Raw genomic sequence first — 16,124 nt, 5'->3', positions numbered from 1 at the left:
TCCCAGCCTTATCCTAGATTCCATGGGGATGAACGGGAGAATTTCATCGTGAACGGATTGAAGACGGCCATGCTTCTGGCGGCGCTGACGGCGCTGTTCATGGCCTTGGGATACATGTTCGGCGGAACCGGTGGCGCGATGATCGCGCTGCTGATCGCCGCGGGCATGAATCTCTTCACCTATTGGAACGCCGACAAGCTGGTCCTGCGCATGCACAACGCGCGCGAGGTCGACGCGGCTTCGGCACCGGACTTCTATGGCCTCGTCGCCGACCTCACGCGCCGCGGCAACCTGCCGATGCCCAAGGTCTACGTGGTCGACGACCCGAGCCCCAACGCCTTCGCCACCGGCCGCAATCCCGAGAATGCCGCGGTCGCCGCGACGACGGGCCTGCTCAACATGCTGACCCGCGACGAGGTCGCCGGGGTCATGGCGCACGAACTCGGCCACGTCCGCAACCGCGACACCCTGGTCATGACCATGGTCGCGACGATCGCGGGTGCCGTGTCGATGATCGCCAATTTCGGCCTGTTCTTCGGCGGACACGGTGAGGACCGGCCCAACCCGCTGGTTGCCCTGCTGGCCGTGTTCATGGCGCCCTTCGCGGCGATGATCGTGCAGATGGCGATCAGCCGCACGCGCGAGTACGGCGCCGACCGCGCCGGCGCCGAGATCAGCGGCAATCCGCGCGCACTGGCCTCGGCCCTGGCTAAGATCGCCGGTCCGGCCCAGCATCGGCCGAGCGAAGCGGCGATGCGCAACCCGGCGGCGGCGCAGCTCTACATCGTGCCGACGTCGGTCTCGGAGATGTTCTCGACCCACCCGGCGACCGACAAGCGCATCGCCGCGCTTCAAGCGATGGCCGGCACCGGTGCGAGCGGCACGCCGCCCCAGCCCGTCCGCCGCTCCGCGCTCGATCCGCATCGGCGCTGAACCGCTTGTTTCTCGCGGACATGGGCCTTTTCCCGCGATGCGCCTTCGCTGCAGCGATGACTGGGATCCCCGCGGGTTGAGGCCGAACGGCCGGTGTGGCAGAGTCCCGTGCAATCGCGAGTGAGCAAGACCCCCATTGCCTAGGCTTGGGGGTGTTGTACATTTGTTCAGCAGAAAACGAATCCAAGAGGTGTGGGAGTGCTCAAATCAGCTAACACGGGCCTGCGCGACGTGCCGTTCCCGATCGAAGATCCCGAACGCATCCCGGCTCAGCGCTATTTCGATGATGAATTCTATCAGATGGAGCTGGAACACGTCTGGCCGCACGTCTGGCAGAATGCCTGCCGCATCGAGCAGATCCCCGAGGAAGGCGACTGGATCGAATACCAGAACGTCGGCAAGTCGGTCCTGATCGTCAACACCAAGGACGGCATCAAGGCGTTCCACAACGCCTGCCGCCACCGCGGCGTGCCGATCGCGGGCAACCCGCTCAAGGACGACCTGACCGGCGGCGGTCACGGCAACTGCCGCAAGTCGGGCTTCGTTTGCCCGTTCCACGGCTGGCGCTGGAACGCCGAGGGCGAGAACACGATGGTGTACGGCAAGCACCTGTTCTCGGAACGGCAGCTCGATCCCGCCGACATCAACCTGGTCCCCTGCCGCGTCGACACCGCGATCGGCTGCGTCTGGATCAACTTCGACGACGACGCGCCGAGCCTGCGTGAATCGATCGGCCCGCTGATCGACCGCCTCGAAGCGCACAACCTGCACAAGCTGCACGCCGAGTGGCAGTTCGGCACGGTCCTTCCGGCCAACTGGAAGGTCGCGATGGAAGCCTTCATGGAAGGCTATCACGTGATGAAGACCCACCCGCAGCTGCAGGCCGCGCATCCCGAGATGTACGGCTCGATGTACGAGAAGCCGCGCGGGCCGATGCCGCAGATGGCCGATCCCGAGCTTTCGCACACCGAGAACCAGAAGATCCAGGTCGGATCGATGGCGCTGCTCAGCGAAGGCATGGCCGGCATGCTCCACGCCAAGGAGCTCGAGATCGCGCGCGGGATGGTCGGCATCGAGGAAGGCCTTCCCGAAGACAAGAACATGGCCGTGTTCCAGTGGCTCGGCATGGTCATGCATCAGATCTCGACGCAGCTGCAGGCGCGCGGCGAGCCCGTGCCCGACCTGTGCACGGTGACCCAGACCGATCCGATCAAGTCGGTCGAGTTCCTGTTCCCGCACTACTTCCTGCTGCCCTATTTCAGCAGCTTCTCGGCCTACCGCATCCGTCCGCTCGGCCCGGAATCGTGCTTCTTCGAGCTGTGGTCGCTGACCACCTTCCCCGAAGGCGAAGAGCCCGAGCCGGTCATGGGGCCGACGATCCTGCCTTACGACAGCCAGGAATTCCCGCCGATCCCGCGGCAGGACTATGCCAACATTCCGATCCAGCAGCAGGGCATGCATGCCAAGGGCTTCGAATTCATGCGCCTGTCGCGCGACGTCGAAGGCATGATCAGCAACTACCAGCGGATCATCGACGGCTACATCGCCGGCGTGCCGCAGAAGAAGCTGGCCGAAGCCAACCAGCTGCTCGCGGGCAACTTCGACGGTCCGATCCTCGAATTCGATTTCTGATCGGAACCTGACGACCAAACAGAAAAGCCCCGGACGCGAGTCCGGGGCTTTTTCTATTCCTCCCCGCTCCGGGGAGGAATTACCAAAGCGGCCGTTCCTGCAATGCGCGCCGACGCTCGCGGACGATCTCCTGCCGCTGTTCGGTCGTCACCGTGGCGACGCCCTTGGGCAGCGCCTTCAGCACCTCGGTCACCTTGACCTTCTTCACCGTCGGCATCGGCTGGCTGTCGCAGCCGGTCCAGCGGCCCTGGATGATCCCGGTCGGATGACCCGCCGTGTCGAGCCAGTTCCGCGCGCCCGGATCGCGCGCCGAGACGACGATGCGCAGCTTGCCGTCGGGATCGGCGGGCGCCTGGGCGCCGTTGAGGCTCGAATGGTTGTTGTACCAGTCAGTGGTTTCGTAGAGCTCGTTGGTCAGGATCAGCGAGCGATAGTCGCACTTCGCCGGGATCGGCGATTCGATGATCAGCGCCTCGTCGTCCTTAAGATCGTAGACGCCCTCGTAGTAGAACTGCCCCTGGAGGATCGAGCCGGGCGGGTTGAAGATCTTGAGGCTGTTGACGAAGCCCTCCTGGCGCAGCTTCTCGACATGATCGACGAACAGCAGCGCGATGAAATCGACCTGGCGCGGCAGCGCGCGCAGCTTCTGTTCGAGCCATGTCGCGGTCGGACGCGGCCGGGCCGCAGGCTTGTCGATGCGCTCGATCGCCAGAGTCGGCTCGACCTCCTTGCTCCAGTCGGCGCTGACGAAGCGGACCATCAGGCGGTTGGCGCTGGGCTTCAGCTCCCACCAGTCGCCGCTATAGCCCGCAGGCTTGGTCGCGCTCAACAGCACGTCGAAGCGGCCGTCCTTGTCGGCCTTGAGCGTCGACAGATCGAGCTGCGCGGCAGCGCCCTGGTTCCGCTCGGACGGCGGCAGGACCTGTTGCATCACCGCGAGCGAGACGTCGCCACGCTGACCGCGCAGGCGGTAGGAGCCGCCCGGCGTGATCGAAGCGCTGCGATAGATCGTATCGGCGTTGGGCTGGCCGATGTTGAGCACCTGCCCCAAGGTGGGCAGGAACTGCGGCGCGTCGCCGTCGCCGCCGATCGCCTCGAGCGTCTGCGAGGCCAGCGCCTCAAGCGCTAGCCGCGCGACCTCTTGCTGGATCTGCGGATCGCGGCGCTGCGCCTCGGGCAGCTTGGCGAGCATGCGATCGGGCAAGGTGCGCAGGCTCTCGACGAAGTCCTGCCAGCCCGCCACCGTCGGTGGTACCGAGGTGTCGGCGGGTGCGGCGGCGGCGCGCGCGGTCCAGCCGAGCGAGGCCAGGGCGACGGCGGCAAGCCCCAAGGGCCACAGGCGTTTGTTCATTTGTCATCCTCCCAGATCCGAATGGTGGCCAGTCTGGCCACGCGCGACCGATCAGGCAACGCCCGTCGCGCCCGCCGGGCCGTTCATCGCCTTGGCAGCACTGCCCATCTGGAACATTGCGCCGCGCCGGGCTTTGTGCGGGAACCAGTTCAAGGGATGACAGCCATGCAACGTTCGCTTCTGATCCTCGCCACCGCGGCTCTGACGATCGGCACCGCCACCAGCGCCGACGCACGCACCTGCCGCCGCCTCAACAAGACCGAAGGCGCCGTCGTCGGCGCGGCCGGCGGCGCCGTGCTCGGCGCAGTCGTCGGTGGCCGCGGCGCACCGATCATCGGCGCGGTCGCGGGCGGCGTCGCGGGTCACGAGATCGCGCGCACCAAGTACAACAAGAACTGCCGCCGCGTGTATCGCCGCAGCCGGCGCTGATTTGACGAAAGGCAGGGACATCCGTCCCTGCCTACGGCACCGGACCACGCCCCCACCCGGCCTCCCATAGGGTACTATCTTAGGGAGGCCGGGTGGGGGCGTGGGCCTGTGCCGTTTTCAGTCGTCAGACTGACTATTCGCCCGAAAGGAAGGCGACCAGCGACTTGACCTTCTTCTGCCGCCACTGCGGCAGCGGCGCGACCAGCCAGTAGCCGCGGCGTCCCTGTTCGATCGGTCCTTCGGGCTTGACCCGGCCATCGTCGATCCAACTCTGCGCGAGCAGCGCGGGAACGCGCGCCCGGCCGAGGCCGGCCGCCGCCGCGGCGATCGCCTCGCCGGCGTCACCGACGATCAGCGGCGCCTTCTCGTGCCCCTCGATATGCGCGAGGTCGCCCGGCCAGGCGATCCACTCGCCCTCGCCCACGGTCACGCGCTCGGGCGCGCCGAGGGCCACGCCTTCGAGATCGCCCGGCCCCTCGGTCCAGCGCACGGCGATGTCGAGGTTGGCCTCGGTGAAGTCGGTCATCTCGCCATCGACCAGGACATAGCGGACCTGCGGGTTGGCGGCGCGGAAGGCGGCCAGACGCTCGGCCAGCCAGGCGACGAAGAAGTCGCGCGGAGCGGCGATCGTGTAGACGTGGCTCGACTGGCCCGCCTGCATCGCCTGCACCGCATCCTCGAAATGGAGGAAGCCCGTGCGCAGCGATTCGAGCCCGGCCTGCGCCTCGTCGGTCAGTTCGAGGCCTTTCGACGTACGGCGGAACAGCACGACGCCGAGCAGGTCCTCGAGCGCGCGGATCTGCTGACCGACCGCAGCCGGCGTCACCGCCAGCTCGTCGGCGGCGCGGGTGAACGAGAGGTGCCGGGCGGCCGCATCGAAGACGCGCAGGGCGTTGAGCGGCAGATGGGTGCGCTTCATGCCCCGGTCCTATGGCAAAGACCGGCGGGTTACAACGCCTGGGAGTAAGGTCCGCTCAGCCCGCGGTCGCGGGGGCGGCCAGCGGGAAGAACGGGATCGCCGCCTGGAATTCCGATCCGTCGTGGCGACGGAAGGTGTAGTGGCCTTCCATCGAGCCGTGCGGCGTGGTCAGCGGGCAGCCCGAAACATAGTCGTGGCTCTGCCCCGGGCGCAGGATCGGCTGTTCGCCGACGACGCCGTCGCCATCGACGAAGTTGACCATGCCGCGCCCGTCGGTGATCCGCCAATGGCGGGTGATGAGCTGGACGGTCTCGTCCGAATCGTTTTCGATGCGGATGTGATAGACCCAGAACCACTTCCCGGCCTCGATCCGCGACTGTTCGGGCAGGAAATTCACCGCGACACGCACGGTGATCCCGCCGCTGGCCGCGGCCACGGCAGCGCCGCTCGCGTCGATCACGCTGACCGGAGTGATCGCGGCGTGCTGGAACAGTTCCTTCATAGCGGCGGGAACCTAACGCCTGAATCGGAGCCGTTCAACCACGGTCTGATCGAGAACGGGGCGGCCAACGCCAAGGCTCCGACTAGTCGAGCGGTATCGCCATTTCGGCCAGCTCGCGCTCGGCCCAGAACAGCCGTCCGGTATATTCGGCCGGATTCTCGCAGGCCGAGAAGTAGACGATCATGCGCGCGGGGACGGTCATCGGCACGGCGACGCTGTCGTCGAGCCCCAGTTCGCGCACGCGGATCGCGACGAGCTCGGTCGAGACGAGCCCCGGATGCAGCCCGACGACGAAGATGTTCTTCTCCGCGAGTTCGGGCGCCAGGGCATTGCCCAACCGGTCGAGCGCGCGCTTGCTGGCGTAATAGGCCGGATGGGTCAGGCTGAACTTGCCCACGGCGTTCACCTTGGGCGGCTCCTCGGGCAGGCGGAAGACCTCGCCGCTGCCAGTCGAAAGGTTGATGATCCGCCCGCCGCCGCGCTTCTCCATGATCGGCCAGCACATCTGGATCAGCGAGAAGGGCGCGTGGACGTTGACGTCGAACTGGTAGAGCCAATCCTCGCGGCTCAGTTCGAGCGAGCCGATGTTCCAGTAGTCGCCCGTGGTCGCGGCGGCGTTGTTGACGAGAATGTCGACCCCGCCGAAGCGCGCGACCGTGGCATCGACCAGGTTCTGGAGGTCGGCCTCCTTGGCCAGATCGGTCGGCACGGCCAGGGCACCGACACCCAAGGCCTCGATCTGCTGCAGGGTCTCGCCCAGGGTGCCGGGCAGCGCGTTGTCCACCTCGACCGTGCGCGCCGCGATGACGACGTTTGCGCCGCGCCGGGCGAAGTCCATCGCCGCCTGCTTGCCCACGCCGCGGCTCGCGCCGGTGATGATGACGGTCTTGCCTTCTAGGCTCAGCTCGCGCTGACGTTCCATTCCGCATTCTCCCTTGTCGTTGCCGACAGGGAAGCATGGAGCACGACGCGAACAAAGCATCGTCGCGCCGGAAAGCGCAAAATCAGGACATCGCCGCCACGACCATGCCCAGGCATCGCCGTGGCGAACGAAAGGTCAGAGCCCGGCCTTGCGGAACGCCTGGTCGAGATCCTCGATCAGATCGTCGGGATCCTCGAGCCCCACGTTCATGCGCAGCATGCCGTCGACCACGCCCATCTCGGCGCGCGCCGCATCGCCGATCGAGCTGTGCGTCGTCGAAGCCGGATGGCAGATCAGCGAGCGCGTATCGCCGATGTTGTTCGAGATATCGATCAGCTCGAGCGCATCGAGCACGGCCCAGGCCTGCTCGCGGCCGCCGTCGAGCAGCATCGAGAAGATCGCGCCGCCCGCGCTCATCTGCTTGCGCGCGAGCTCGTACTGCGGATGGCTCTCGAGCCCCGGGTGCAGGACGCGGGGGACGCGGCTCTCGACGAACTTGCCGACCTTGACCGCGTTCTCGCTCTGGCGATGCGCGCGCAGGTCGAGCGTCTCGAGCCCCTTGAGGACGATCCAGGCGTTGAACGGCGCCAAGGTCGGCCCGGTGTTGCGCTGGAAGGGCAGCAGCTTGCCGTCGATCCACTCCTTCGAACCGCAGACCGCCCCCGCGAGCACGCGGCCCTGGCCGTCCATCAGCTTGGTCGCCGAATAGGCGACGACGTCGGCGCCCAATTCGAGCGGGCGCTGCAGCGCCGAGGTGCAGAAGGCGTTGTCGACGACGGTGACGATCCCGTGTGCTTTGCCGAGCGCCGAGACGAAGGCGATGTCGACCACGTCGAGCGTCGGGTTCGCCGGCGTCTCGAAGAAGAAGACCTTGGTCTCCTTGCGGATCGCCTTTTCCCAGGCGTCATTGTCGCGGCCGTCGACGAACGAAGCCGTGATGCCGAAGCGCGGCAGCAGGTTGTCGATCACCCAGCGGCAGGGGCCGAACATCGCCTTGGCCGCGACGAGGTGGTCGCCGACCGAGAGCTGGCACAGCAGCGCCGCGGTCATCGCCGCCATGCCCGAAGCCTGGGCGCGGCAGGCCTCGGCGCCTTCCATCATGGCGATGCGCTCTTCGAGCATCTGCACCGACGGGTTCTGCGTGCGCGAATAGGTCATGCCCGGCTTCTCGCCGGCGAAGCGCGCGGCCGCCTCGGCGGCGCTGTCGTAGGTGTAGCCCGAGTTGATGAACATCGCCTCGCTGGTTTCACCCTGTTCCGAGCGCCAGGTGCCGGCACGCACGGCATGCGTGGCGGAGCGCCATTTCGAGGTGATCGAGCGGTCTTGTCCGGTAGAGCGTTTCATGGCCCGGCTTCTAGGAGTCGCGGCAAGCGCGCGCAAGCGGTGGAAGACCACGACTGCGGGGGCTTTGTCTTTTCGCCGCGTTCCTCTATCCGACGCGCTGATGCAGACCTCGCCGACGCAAGACCGCGACCCGCTCTTCTGGACCGCGGGCCTGGCCCTCGCCTTCCTCGCGCTCGTCTGGCACCGGCTCGGCATCCCGACCAAGATCTACTTCGACGAGGTCCACTACGTCCCCGCGGCGCGCAAGCTGCTGGCGATGCAATCGGCCAATCCCGAGCATCCGATGCTCGGCAAGGAGATGATCGCCGCGGCCATCGCGCTGTTCGGCGACAGGCCGCTGGTCTGGCGCCTGCCCTCGGCGCTGTTCGGCGCGCTCGGGCTGTTCGCCTTCGGTCGGCTGATGTGGTGGGCCAGCCTGCGCCGTTTCGCGACCCTGAGCGCGCTGTTCCTGCTGGCGACGGGCTTCGCCTGGTACATCCAGAGCCGCATCGCCATGCTCGACATGGTCATGGCCGGCCTCGGCATGGCCGCGCTCTGGCAATTCGCCGCGGCGCTGCGACTGCCCGCGCGCCAAGCACGCTGGCGGCTGGCCTTGACCGGCCTATGCTTCGGCCTCGCGCTCGGCGCCAAGTGGTCGATCGCGCCCGCGGCGATGCTGCCGGGCCTGTGGTTCCTGATCCAGCGCCTGCGCGACCACGGCCGGCATTTCCTCACGCGCAGCGATGGCGGCCCGATCCCCGGCATTTCGCTGATCGAGGCGGCGTTCTGGCTCGGGTCGGTGCCCTTGATCGCCTACTGGCTGACCTATCTGCCGACGTTCTTCTATGCCGAGAGCCCGGTCGCCTGGTGGAACATCGCCGGGCACCACCGCTACATGCTCGAACTGCAGGACAGCGTGAAGAAGCTGCATCCCTATCGCAGCGTCTGGTACGAATGGGTGATCAACTGGCGCGCGATTTGGTACCTCTACGAACCGATCGACGGTGCCCAGCGCGGCGTGCTGCTGATCGGCAACCCCTTCACCATGCTCGCCGGGCTGCCCGCACTCGCCTGGGCGCTGTGGGCCGGCGTCCTGCGCGGACGGCGCGACGCGCTGGCGCTCGCCGTGCTCTACATCGTGAGCCTCGGCATGTGGCTGGTTTCGACCAAGCCGATCCAGTTCTACTACCACTACCTGCTGCCCGGCACCTTCATGCTGGGCTGCCTGGCGCTCGCGCTCGACGAGCTCTGGCGCAAGGGCGGACGCTGGCAATGGATCCCGGCCGGCAGCCTGGCCGCGGCGGGAGCGATGTTCGTCTGGTTCTATCCGATCATCTCGGCCGCCAAGCTGCACAACGGCCGGCCGTCCTACGTCCACTGGATGTGGCTCGATTCCTGGCGCTGAAACCGCGCTTGCAAAAATATCAATCGTTGATCGATATTTCGCACTTGCAGCAATTGCTGCGACGCAACATAAAGGGCGTGCCTTTCAGGCATCCTCTCCCAAAACTTCCAAGGCCCGGTCGGCAACGATCGGGCCTTTTTTGGCTGATGCGAGGGCTGCTCACTCTACATTTTCACCGCGTCCTGACGAAAGTCAGGAGGATCCATTCGGAGCGGCCTCGCCCTGTCGGCACGGCCGTTGGGTCGCCATGGCGCAAAGCTCGCGACAGGCCGGCCACGCGGCGCACAATGGATCCTGACTTTCGTCAGGATGACGGGAATGGAACCTGTTGGGAGTGGCTGCGCTTAACAGCGCCTCGCCGCAATCAGCGGCGCGCGAGCTTTCTCGCACCGCCGGTCGAAGCGGCGGGATAGATGAAACCGAAGGTCGGCGACTGGCGGAGACCCAGCGAATGCGTGCGGCCGTACCACACGCGCACGTTGCTCCAGTCACCGGCTTCCGAAACGTCGACCGCCATCACGCCGCGTTCGACCAGGCCCGGGCCCGACCAGTTGGCGTGATCAAGCAGGACGTGGCGCGCATCGATCACCTTGCTGACCACGGCGACATGACCATAGGGCATTGCTGCAGTGCCGCGAAACGCCAGCACCGCACCTTCGCTCGGCTGCTGGCCGCGGGCGTAGACGCCGGCCGCATTGCCCCACCAGTCGCGCGCATTACCGCTGATCTGCACGTCCGAGATCGAACGGGCATAGGTCACGCACTGCAGCCGCGCATGGGCTGCGGTGGGAAGAGCGACGAGAGCGGAGAGCGAAAGAAGGGCGCTGAGAACGATTCGAAGCATGGACAGGGTAAGTACGGATTTGGAGGGATTCGCGAACCCCTGGGTTCCTCAACTCACCCCGCGCGACGAACCGTTGAACGGCGCTTGGAAAGGTCCTGTTAACAAAGTTCGCTAATATCTTGGTCAGCATAACGCTTGACGCGCTTCCTGCGAGCGCCTTCTCTGTCCCGAAGGGCCACAGGCCACGGGAGAGAAAATGCGCATCTATTTCGGCTGGTGGATCGTCACGATCACCGTACTCGTCTACACTCTGGCGATCGGCGCCTCGATCCAGGCCTATGGCGTCTTCGTGCTGCCCGTGTCCGAGGCCTTCGGGCTGAGCCGCGCCGAAACCAACACCGGCGCGATCGTGCTCAACGTCGGCATGGCCCTGGCCGCGCCCATCATCGGCCGCCTGGCCGATCGCCATTCGGCGCGTCTGATCATGGCGATCAGCGCCGTGGTCTTCGCCGCAAGCTTCGTCGTGCTCGCACTGTCGAACAACCTCTGGCTCAGCACCGTGGTCCTGACCGTGGGTGTAGGCGGCGCGATCGTCGGTGCCGGCACGGTCACCTCGCCCGTGCTGGTGGCGCGCTGGTTCACCGTCCATCGCGGCCGGGCCATGGCGATCTCGTCGATCGGCGTCTCGCTCGGCTCGATCGTGGTCATCCCGGTCATCGGCCTGCTGATCGAGGCGGTGGGCTGGCGTCAGTGCCTGATGATCGTCGGCCTCGGCGTCGGTGCGATCCTGCTGCTGCTCGCCGCGCTCGCGCGCAACGCGCCCGGGCCGAACGACGTCGAGCCCGGTGCGAGCCACGGCGAACCGGCCGACGACATGCCCGCCGTCGCCGCCGTGCCCCTGGCCATGGGCCGCCTGCTGCGCCTGCCGCAATTCTGGACGATCGCCGTACCCTCGGCCCTGGCCTTCGCGATCATCACCACGAACATCGTCTCGATCGTGCCCTTCGCCCAAGGTCAGGGTCTATCGGTGACGCAGGGCGCCAGCGCCATGTCGGTCTACGGCGTCGCCGCGGTGATCGGCACCCTGCTCTACGCCTGGCTGGGCGACCGCTTCGCGCGCGTGCCGACCTTCGCCGGGCTCTGCCTGCTGCTGGGCGTGGCGACGGGCCTACTGCTCACCGCGCACGGCTATGCGCCGATCATGGCCTACGTGTTCCTGATGGGCATGGCCGGCGGCGCGATCACGCCGGGCTTCCTGGCGCTGCTCGCCGACGGCTTCGGTGCGATCAACTTCGGCAGCGCCGCCGGCGCCGCGAGCTTCCTGTCGACCTTCGTCTCCGCCATCGCGATCCGCTTCGGCGGCGAGGTGTTCGACCGCACGGGCAGCTACGACGCGATGTTCGTCAGCTTCTTCGTGCTGGCCCTGGCCGCGGCGGCGCTGGTCCTGTCGACGACGGCGATGTCACGCCGCCATGCAGTCGCCTAGAAGATTAGCGGCGCAAACGCAGCCAGATAGCGGTTAGCAGAGCACCACAACCGGCACAGGCCATATCCTTCTGAGCGTCCCATACATCGCCCTGCTGGCCATTGTATGCATCGGCGTCCGCACCGGCCATGAGCATGGTAAGCATCCACTCGAAAATTTCATAAAGCGCACTTGCCGCGAAGATGAATTCCACCGCGATGTAGAGTGAAAGCCTAGCCCCCACCCCAGCATAGCGCCGAAGCATGGTGGCGATCGGATGCACCAACAACAGGCCAAAGGAAAAATGGACGAGCCGGTCGTAATGATTGCGGCGAAATCCGAAAACATCGCTCAACTTCGGCAAACCGAGTGCCTGCACCCAATCATCATAGGGCACATAGGAATAGATGTACCGTCCTCCCAGCGTATGCAGCATCAGGAAGATCGCAAGGCAGGCTACTACCGAACTAGGCAGGGGCCATCGCCGAAGGCTGCCCGCCAATGCAGCGACAACCAAAAGCGTCGGGAGATTCTGCATCGGCGCCAGTTTGGGAAATGGCGTATCGAACAGGCTAAGCAGCGCTCCAAGCGCGGTCACGCCCAGCCAGGCCATTTGATCTCGCGGGACGACGTGCCTCGCGAGGGAAGATGCCATCAATAGCGACCCCAGACGAAGCGCGAGGACAGCGCGAAGTTCCACACCGAGCCGACGATGATGCCGGTGATCGCCGAGGGATATTCGTGCACGCCGAAGCGCACGAGGATCGCGGCGACGCCGATGTTGGCGGTCAGGCCGACCGAGCAGGTCAGCGCGAACTTGCACCAGCCCTTGAGCAGCGGGACGAAGCCCGTGAGCCGCTTGTCCGAATAGGTCAGCGCGTTGTTGAGCACGAAGTTGAAGGTCATCGCGACCATCGCCGCCGTGGTCTGGCCGAGCTCGAAGGCCGTGACCAGTTGCCCGCGCACCGGCGGTCCGCCGAAGATTTGCAGGAAGGTCGCCAGCACCGCCATGTGGACGACGACGCCGACCGCGCCGATCGTGCCGAACAGCGCGAAGCGCGTCGGGATGATGCGGCCGAGCCAGCGATCGTAGAGGCCGACGAGAAATTCGAAGACGACGGTGCGGTCGAGCTTGGACTCGCCCGTGGCGCGCGCGGCGAAATGCATGGGGAATTCCTTGACGCGCAGGGCCGTGTCGACCGTGGCCATGATATCGAGCAGGATCTTGAAGCCGACGCCCGACAGGCGGTGCGCATCGGCCCGCAGCGTCTCGGTGCGCAGCATGAAATAGCCGCTCATCGGATCGCTGAGTTCGACCCCGGTGAGCTTGCGCGCGAGGCTGTTGGCGATGCCCGAGGCCTTGACCCGGTCGGGCCGGCCCCAGGCCTCGGTGCTCGCGCCCTCGGCGAAGCGCGAGGCGATGGCGACGTCATAGTCGTCGCTTTCGACCGCCTTTAGCATCTCGGGCAGCAGCTTGGGATCGTGCTGGTGATCGGCATCCATCACCGCGACGACGGGCGCCGCGGTCGAGAGCATACCCTCGATCGCGGCCGAAGCCAGGCCGCGGCGGCCGATGCGCTGGATCACGCGCACGCGCGGATCGCGCTGGCTGACCTCGCGCGCCTCGTCCGAGGTGCCGTCGGGGCTGTTGTCGTCGACGAAGATCGCCTCCCAGGCCACGCCCTGGAGCGCTTCGTCGAGGCGTTCGATCATCGAAGCGATGTTCGAACGCTCGTTATAGGTCGGCAGGACGACCGCGAGTTGTACGCTCATGGAGGGTCAGAGCCTTTCGAGGACCGCGTCGCCGATCGCGACGGTGCCGTGGCTGCCACCGAGATCGCCGCCCTTGATGCCGTCGGCCAGCGCCTTGGCGACCGCCGCCTCGATCCGCTTGGCCTCGGCTTCGCGGCCGAACGAGTGGCGCAGCAGCATGGCGGCCGACAGGATCGTCGCCATAGGATTGGCCAGGCCCTTGCCGGCGATGTCGGGCGCCGAACCGTGGATCGGCTCATAGAGGCCGAGCGTGCCTTCGGACAGCGAGGCCGAGGCGAGCAGGCCGATCGAGCCGACGCACATCGAGGCCTGGTCCGAGAGGATGTCGCCGAACAGGTTGCCGGTGACGATCACGTCGAAGGCGCCGGGGTTCTTGACCAGTTGCATCGCCGCGTTGTCGACGTACATGTGGCTGAGCTCGACGTCGGGATATTCCTTCGCCACCTCGATCACCACGTCGCGCCAGAGCTGCGAGGTCTCGAGCACGTTGGCCTTGTCGACCGAGCACAGCTTCTTCTGGCGACCCTGCGCGGCGCGGAAGGCGACGTGGGCGATGCGGCGCACCTCGTCCTCGGCATAGGACATGATGTCGTAGCCCTGGCGGCGGCCGTCGGGCGTGGTGCGCATGCCCTTCTCGCCGAAATAGACGTCGCCGTTGAGCTCGCGCACGATCAGCAGGTCGATCGACCGCGCGACTTCGGGGCGCAAGGTGGTCAGGTCTTCGAGACCTTCGAACACCGTGGCCGGGCGCAGGTTGGCGAAAAGGCCCAGCTCCTTGCGCAGGCCGAGGATCGCCTGTTCGGGGCGCAGGTGACGTTCGAGACCATCGAGGCTGAAATCGCCGACCGCGCCGAACAGGATGCCGCCGCTGGCCTTGGCGATGTCGAGCGTTTCCTGCGGCAGCGGGTGGCCGTGCTTGCGATAGGCGGCACCGCCGACGTCGCCCTCGACCAGTTCGAGACCGGGAAGATCCAGCGCCTGCAGCACGCGCACCGCTTCGCGCGTCACTTCCGGGCCGATTCCGTCACCTGCGAAAACCGCGATCTTGATCGAATTCGTCGTCACACTCATGCCCCATCAATTCTGGCCAACCGCTCCCGCAGCATGGCGCGCGCCGCCATAACATCGACGCGGCGATGGGCAAGCGGATAGCGCGCGAGATCGCGTCCGAGCCGGTCGAAGGCTGTGAGCAAATCGGGCCAGTCCTCGGATCGCGGGCGCTCGATCGGCCCACCGTAGCCGAGCTCGCGCATCAGCAGGACCTCGTAGGACAGCAGCGGCATGGCCCAGCCGCGCGCCGATGGCGCCAGGCACACCGCGTCGAGCAGCGCCGTCAGCGCCTCGTAGAGCGCCGGAAACGGCTGGCGTTCGGGCAGCGCGGCGGCGGTCAGCGCAGTCACCCAGCCGATCGCCGCCGACTGCAGTGGCTCGGTCAGCCAGGGGCCGCGGCTGGTCAGCAGTTCGAGCCGCGCGAAAGGCAGCTGGCTGTCCGAGCGCGCGCGCAGCTCGGCTTCGACCAGATTGCCGGGGATCAGCACGGGCCGCAGATCGCGTCCCCTGCCCCCGGCGACATAGCCGGCGACGAGCCCGTGGTCGGCGGTCAGCAGACGCGCGACGACGGCGGTCTCGCCGTTGGGACGGCTGGCGCAGACGACGGCAGGGGCGCGGACATGCATGGCGGGGGTGTGGCGACAAAGCCCCGCGAATTCAATCGCGGCCCATACGGTCGGGAGAGGTTACTTGCCCAGCTTGGCCTCGAGCGCGTCGAGCCGCGCCTTAAGCGCTTCGCTATCCTCGCGCGCCCGGGCGGCCATCGCCTTGACCGCGTCGAACTCATCACGGCTGACGAAATCGAGCCCGCCGATCGCTTCCTTGGCGCGTTCGCGCGCGCTGTCGCGGGCTTCGCGGGTCATGCCCGCGAGCGTGCCGGCGGCGCTGTTCATCAGCTTGACGAAATCGGCGATCAGGGGGTTTTCGCTCTGCATGGCGCCTAAATGGTGAGCCGCGCCTTGCGAGGCAAGCTAGATTTTCACGCGCCTAGATCTTGACCCGAACAGCCGCGCCCGAAACGTTCTCGCCGTCGGCCTGCGGATTGGCTTCGTGGAACTGCCAGGTCAGCACGGTCGCGAACAGCGCCCAGAGCAGATAGGGCACGAGCAACAGCGCCGCGACCGGCCGCACCAGCCGGAACAGCACGATCGTGCCGATCACCGCGATGTCGAGGACGACGATCAGCACGAAGGCCGCGACGATCTGGTGCGCGGCGAAGAACAGCGGCGTCCAGGCGAGATTGAGCACGAGCTGGACCGCGAAGACGATCAGCGCAGCCAGCCGCCACTGCGCCCCGCGCGCCGAGGCAACCATGGCCAAGGCGAAGCCCATCAGCGCGTAGAGCACGGTCCAGACGATGCCGAACACCGCCGGCGGCGGATAGAGCGGCGGCTTTTCGAGATCGGCGAACCACGGGTTCTCCGCACCGCTGCCGCCGAGCTGTCCCGAAAGCATGCCCAGCAGGAGCACGCCCGGCACCAGCACCAAAGCCCAACGCAGCAGGCTTCCGCGCAATTGATCCCGTGAGGCAAGCTCAGTCATCCGCGGATTTCCCCGAATCACATGATGGAAGTACGCGGGGTTTGTGACGAGCGCGACGAACCGTGGCAACGGGGTTGTTGCAGGGATTTTCGCG

At 66.7% G+C, this 16,124-nt stretch carries 17 protein-coding genes; 5 read left to right on the top strand and 12 right to left on the bottom strand.

Going from position 1 to position 16,124, the window contains the following annotated elements; translation table 11 throughout:
• Positions 1 to 48 precede the first annotated feature (48 nt).
• Both htpX and OLX23_RS17645 read left to right on the top strand, forming a co-directional pair.
• A complete protein-coding gene (gene htpX / locus OLX23_RS17650; protein WP_264446352.1) occupies positions 49 to 933 on the top strand; it encodes a zinc metalloprotease HtpX in 885 nt (294 codons plus the stop codon).
• A 198-nt stretch (positions 934 to 1,131) separates the two neighbouring features.
• Positions 1,132 to 2,565 (top strand): aromatic ring-hydroxylating oxygenase subunit alpha, encoded by a 1,434-nt coding sequence (locus tag OLX23_RS17645; protein WP_264446351.1) that lies wholly within the window; start codon positions 1,132 to 1,134, stop codon positions 2,563 to 2,565.
• Between the two features lie 79 nt (positions 2,566 to 2,644).
• Here the strand turns inward: OLX23_RS17645 and OLX23_RS17640 are convergent, their stop codons facing one another.
• Entirely contained in the window at positions 2,645 to 3,916 is a 1,272-nt protein-coding gene (locus OLX23_RS17640) for a DUF1214 domain-containing protein (RefSeq protein WP_264446350.1), read from the bottom strand.
• Positions 3,917 to 4,081: 165 nt separating this feature from the next.
• Here OLX23_RS17640 and OLX23_RS17635 point away from each other — a divergent pair, with 165 nt between their 5' ends.
• Positions 4,082 to 4,345 (top strand): hypothetical protein, encoded by a 264-nt coding sequence (locus tag OLX23_RS17635; RefSeq protein WP_264446349.1) that lies wholly within the window; start codon positions 4,082 to 4,084, stop codon positions 4,343 to 4,345.
• A gap of 133 nt (positions 4,346 to 4,478) precedes the next feature.
• On the opposite strand, the gene OLX23_RS17630 is transcribed toward OLX23_RS17635, so the two are convergent.
• The 4 genes from OLX23_RS17630 to OLX23_RS17615 form a co-directional block, all read right to left on the bottom strand.
• Positions 4,479 to 5,264 (bottom strand): LysR family transcriptional regulator, encoded by a 786-nt coding sequence (locus OLX23_RS17630; RefSeq protein WP_264446348.1) that lies wholly within the window; start codon positions 5,262 to 5,264, stop codon positions 4,479 to 4,481.
• A gap of 55 nt (positions 5,265 to 5,319) precedes the next feature.
• Positions 5,320 to 5,766, bottom strand: coding sequence for a Co2+/Mg2+ efflux protein ApaG (gene apaG, locus OLX23_RS17625; RefSeq protein ID WP_264446347.1), 447 nt, complete (start codon positions 5,764 to 5,766; stop codon positions 5,320 to 5,322).
• 82 nt (positions 5,767 to 5,848) lie between these two features.
• Complete coding sequence (locus OLX23_RS17620) at positions 5,849 to 6,688, bottom strand: SDR family NAD(P)-dependent oxidoreductase (protein ID WP_264446346.1); 840 nt, start codon at positions 6,686 to 6,688, stop codon at positions 5,849 to 5,851.
• Positions 6,689 to 6,823: 135 nt separating this feature from the next.
• A complete protein-coding gene (locus OLX23_RS17615) occupies positions 6,824 to 8,032 on the bottom strand; it encodes a trans-sulfuration enzyme family protein (RefSeq protein ID WP_264446345.1) in 1,209 nt (402 codons plus the stop codon).
• On the opposite strand from OLX23_RS17615, the gene OLX23_RS17610 reads away from it, so the two are divergent.
• Positions 8,031 to 9,416 (top strand): phospholipid carrier-dependent glycosyltransferase, encoded by a 1,386-nt coding sequence (locus OLX23_RS17610; RefSeq protein ID WP_264446344.1) that lies wholly within the window; start codon positions 8,031 to 8,033, stop codon positions 9,414 to 9,416. The two genes, OLX23_RS17615 and OLX23_RS17610, sit on opposite strands and share 2 nt — an antisense overlap.
• Before the next feature lie 364 nt (positions 9,417 to 9,780).
• Here OLX23_RS17610 and OLX23_RS17605 read toward each other — a convergent pair whose 3' ends face one another.
• A complete protein-coding gene (locus OLX23_RS17605; RefSeq protein WP_264446343.1) occupies positions 9,781 to 10,176 on the bottom strand; it encodes a CHAP domain-containing protein in 396 nt (131 codons plus the stop codon).
• A 280-nt stretch (positions 10,177 to 10,456) separates the two neighbouring features.
• On the opposite strand from OLX23_RS17605, the gene OLX23_RS17600 reads away from it, so the two are divergent.
• Complete coding sequence (locus OLX23_RS17600) at positions 10,457 to 11,686, top strand: MFS transporter (protein ID WP_264446342.1); 1,230 nt, start codon at positions 10,457 to 10,459, stop codon at positions 11,684 to 11,686.
• A gap of 4 nt (positions 11,687 to 11,690) precedes the next feature.
• Here the strand turns inward: OLX23_RS17600 and OLX23_RS17595 are convergent, their stop codons facing one another.
• Genes OLX23_RS17595 through OLX23_RS17570 form a run of 6 tightly spaced genes read right to left on the bottom strand, consistent with a single transcriptional unit; the run spans position 11,691 to position 16,030 of the window.
• Positions 11,691 to 12,278, bottom strand: coding sequence for a DUF2238 domain-containing protein (locus tag OLX23_RS17595; protein WP_264446341.1), 588 nt, complete (start codon positions 12,276 to 12,278; stop codon positions 11,691 to 11,693).
• A gap of 41 nt (positions 12,279 to 12,319) precedes the next feature.
• Positions 12,320 to 13,438, bottom strand: a complete 1,119-nt coding sequence (locus OLX23_RS17590; RefSeq protein ID WP_264446340.1) for a glycosyltransferase — start codon at positions 13,436 to 13,438, stop codon at positions 12,320 to 12,322.
• A gap of 6 nt (positions 13,439 to 13,444) precedes the next feature.
• A complete protein-coding gene (leuB, locus tag OLX23_RS17585) occupies positions 13,445 to 14,488 on the bottom strand; it encodes a 3-isopropylmalate dehydrogenase (protein WP_264446768.1) in 1,044 nt (347 codons plus the stop codon).
• Positions 14,489 to 14,505: 17 nt separating this feature from the next.
• Entirely contained in the window at positions 14,506 to 15,114 is a 609-nt protein-coding gene (locus tag OLX23_RS17580) for a recombination protein O N-terminal domain-containing protein (RefSeq protein WP_264446339.1), read from the bottom strand.
• A 60-nt stretch (positions 15,115 to 15,174) separates the two neighbouring features.
• The gene (locus OLX23_RS17575; protein ID WP_264446338.1) at positions 15,175 to 15,423 is read right to left on the bottom strand and encodes an accessory factor UbiK family protein; all 249 of its coding nucleotides are present in this window, start codon (positions 15,421 to 15,423) and stop codon (positions 15,175 to 15,177) included.
• 52 nt (positions 15,424 to 15,475) lie between these two features.
• Positions 15,476 to 16,030, bottom strand: a complete 555-nt coding sequence (locus OLX23_RS17570; RefSeq protein ID WP_264446337.1) for a TspO/MBR family protein — start codon at positions 16,028 to 16,030, stop codon at positions 15,476 to 15,478.
• Between the last annotated feature and the right edge of the window lie 94 nt (positions 16,031 to 16,124).

The sequence above is a fragment of the Novosphingobium sp. JCM 18896 genome (assembly GCF_025938095.1).
Taxonomy (GTDB): Bacteria; Pseudomonadota; Alphaproteobacteria; order Sphingomonadales; family Sphingomonadaceae; genus Novosphingobium.
Note: the sequence above shows the minus strand (reverse complement) of the source record. Positions and strands in the feature narration are given on the sequence as shown.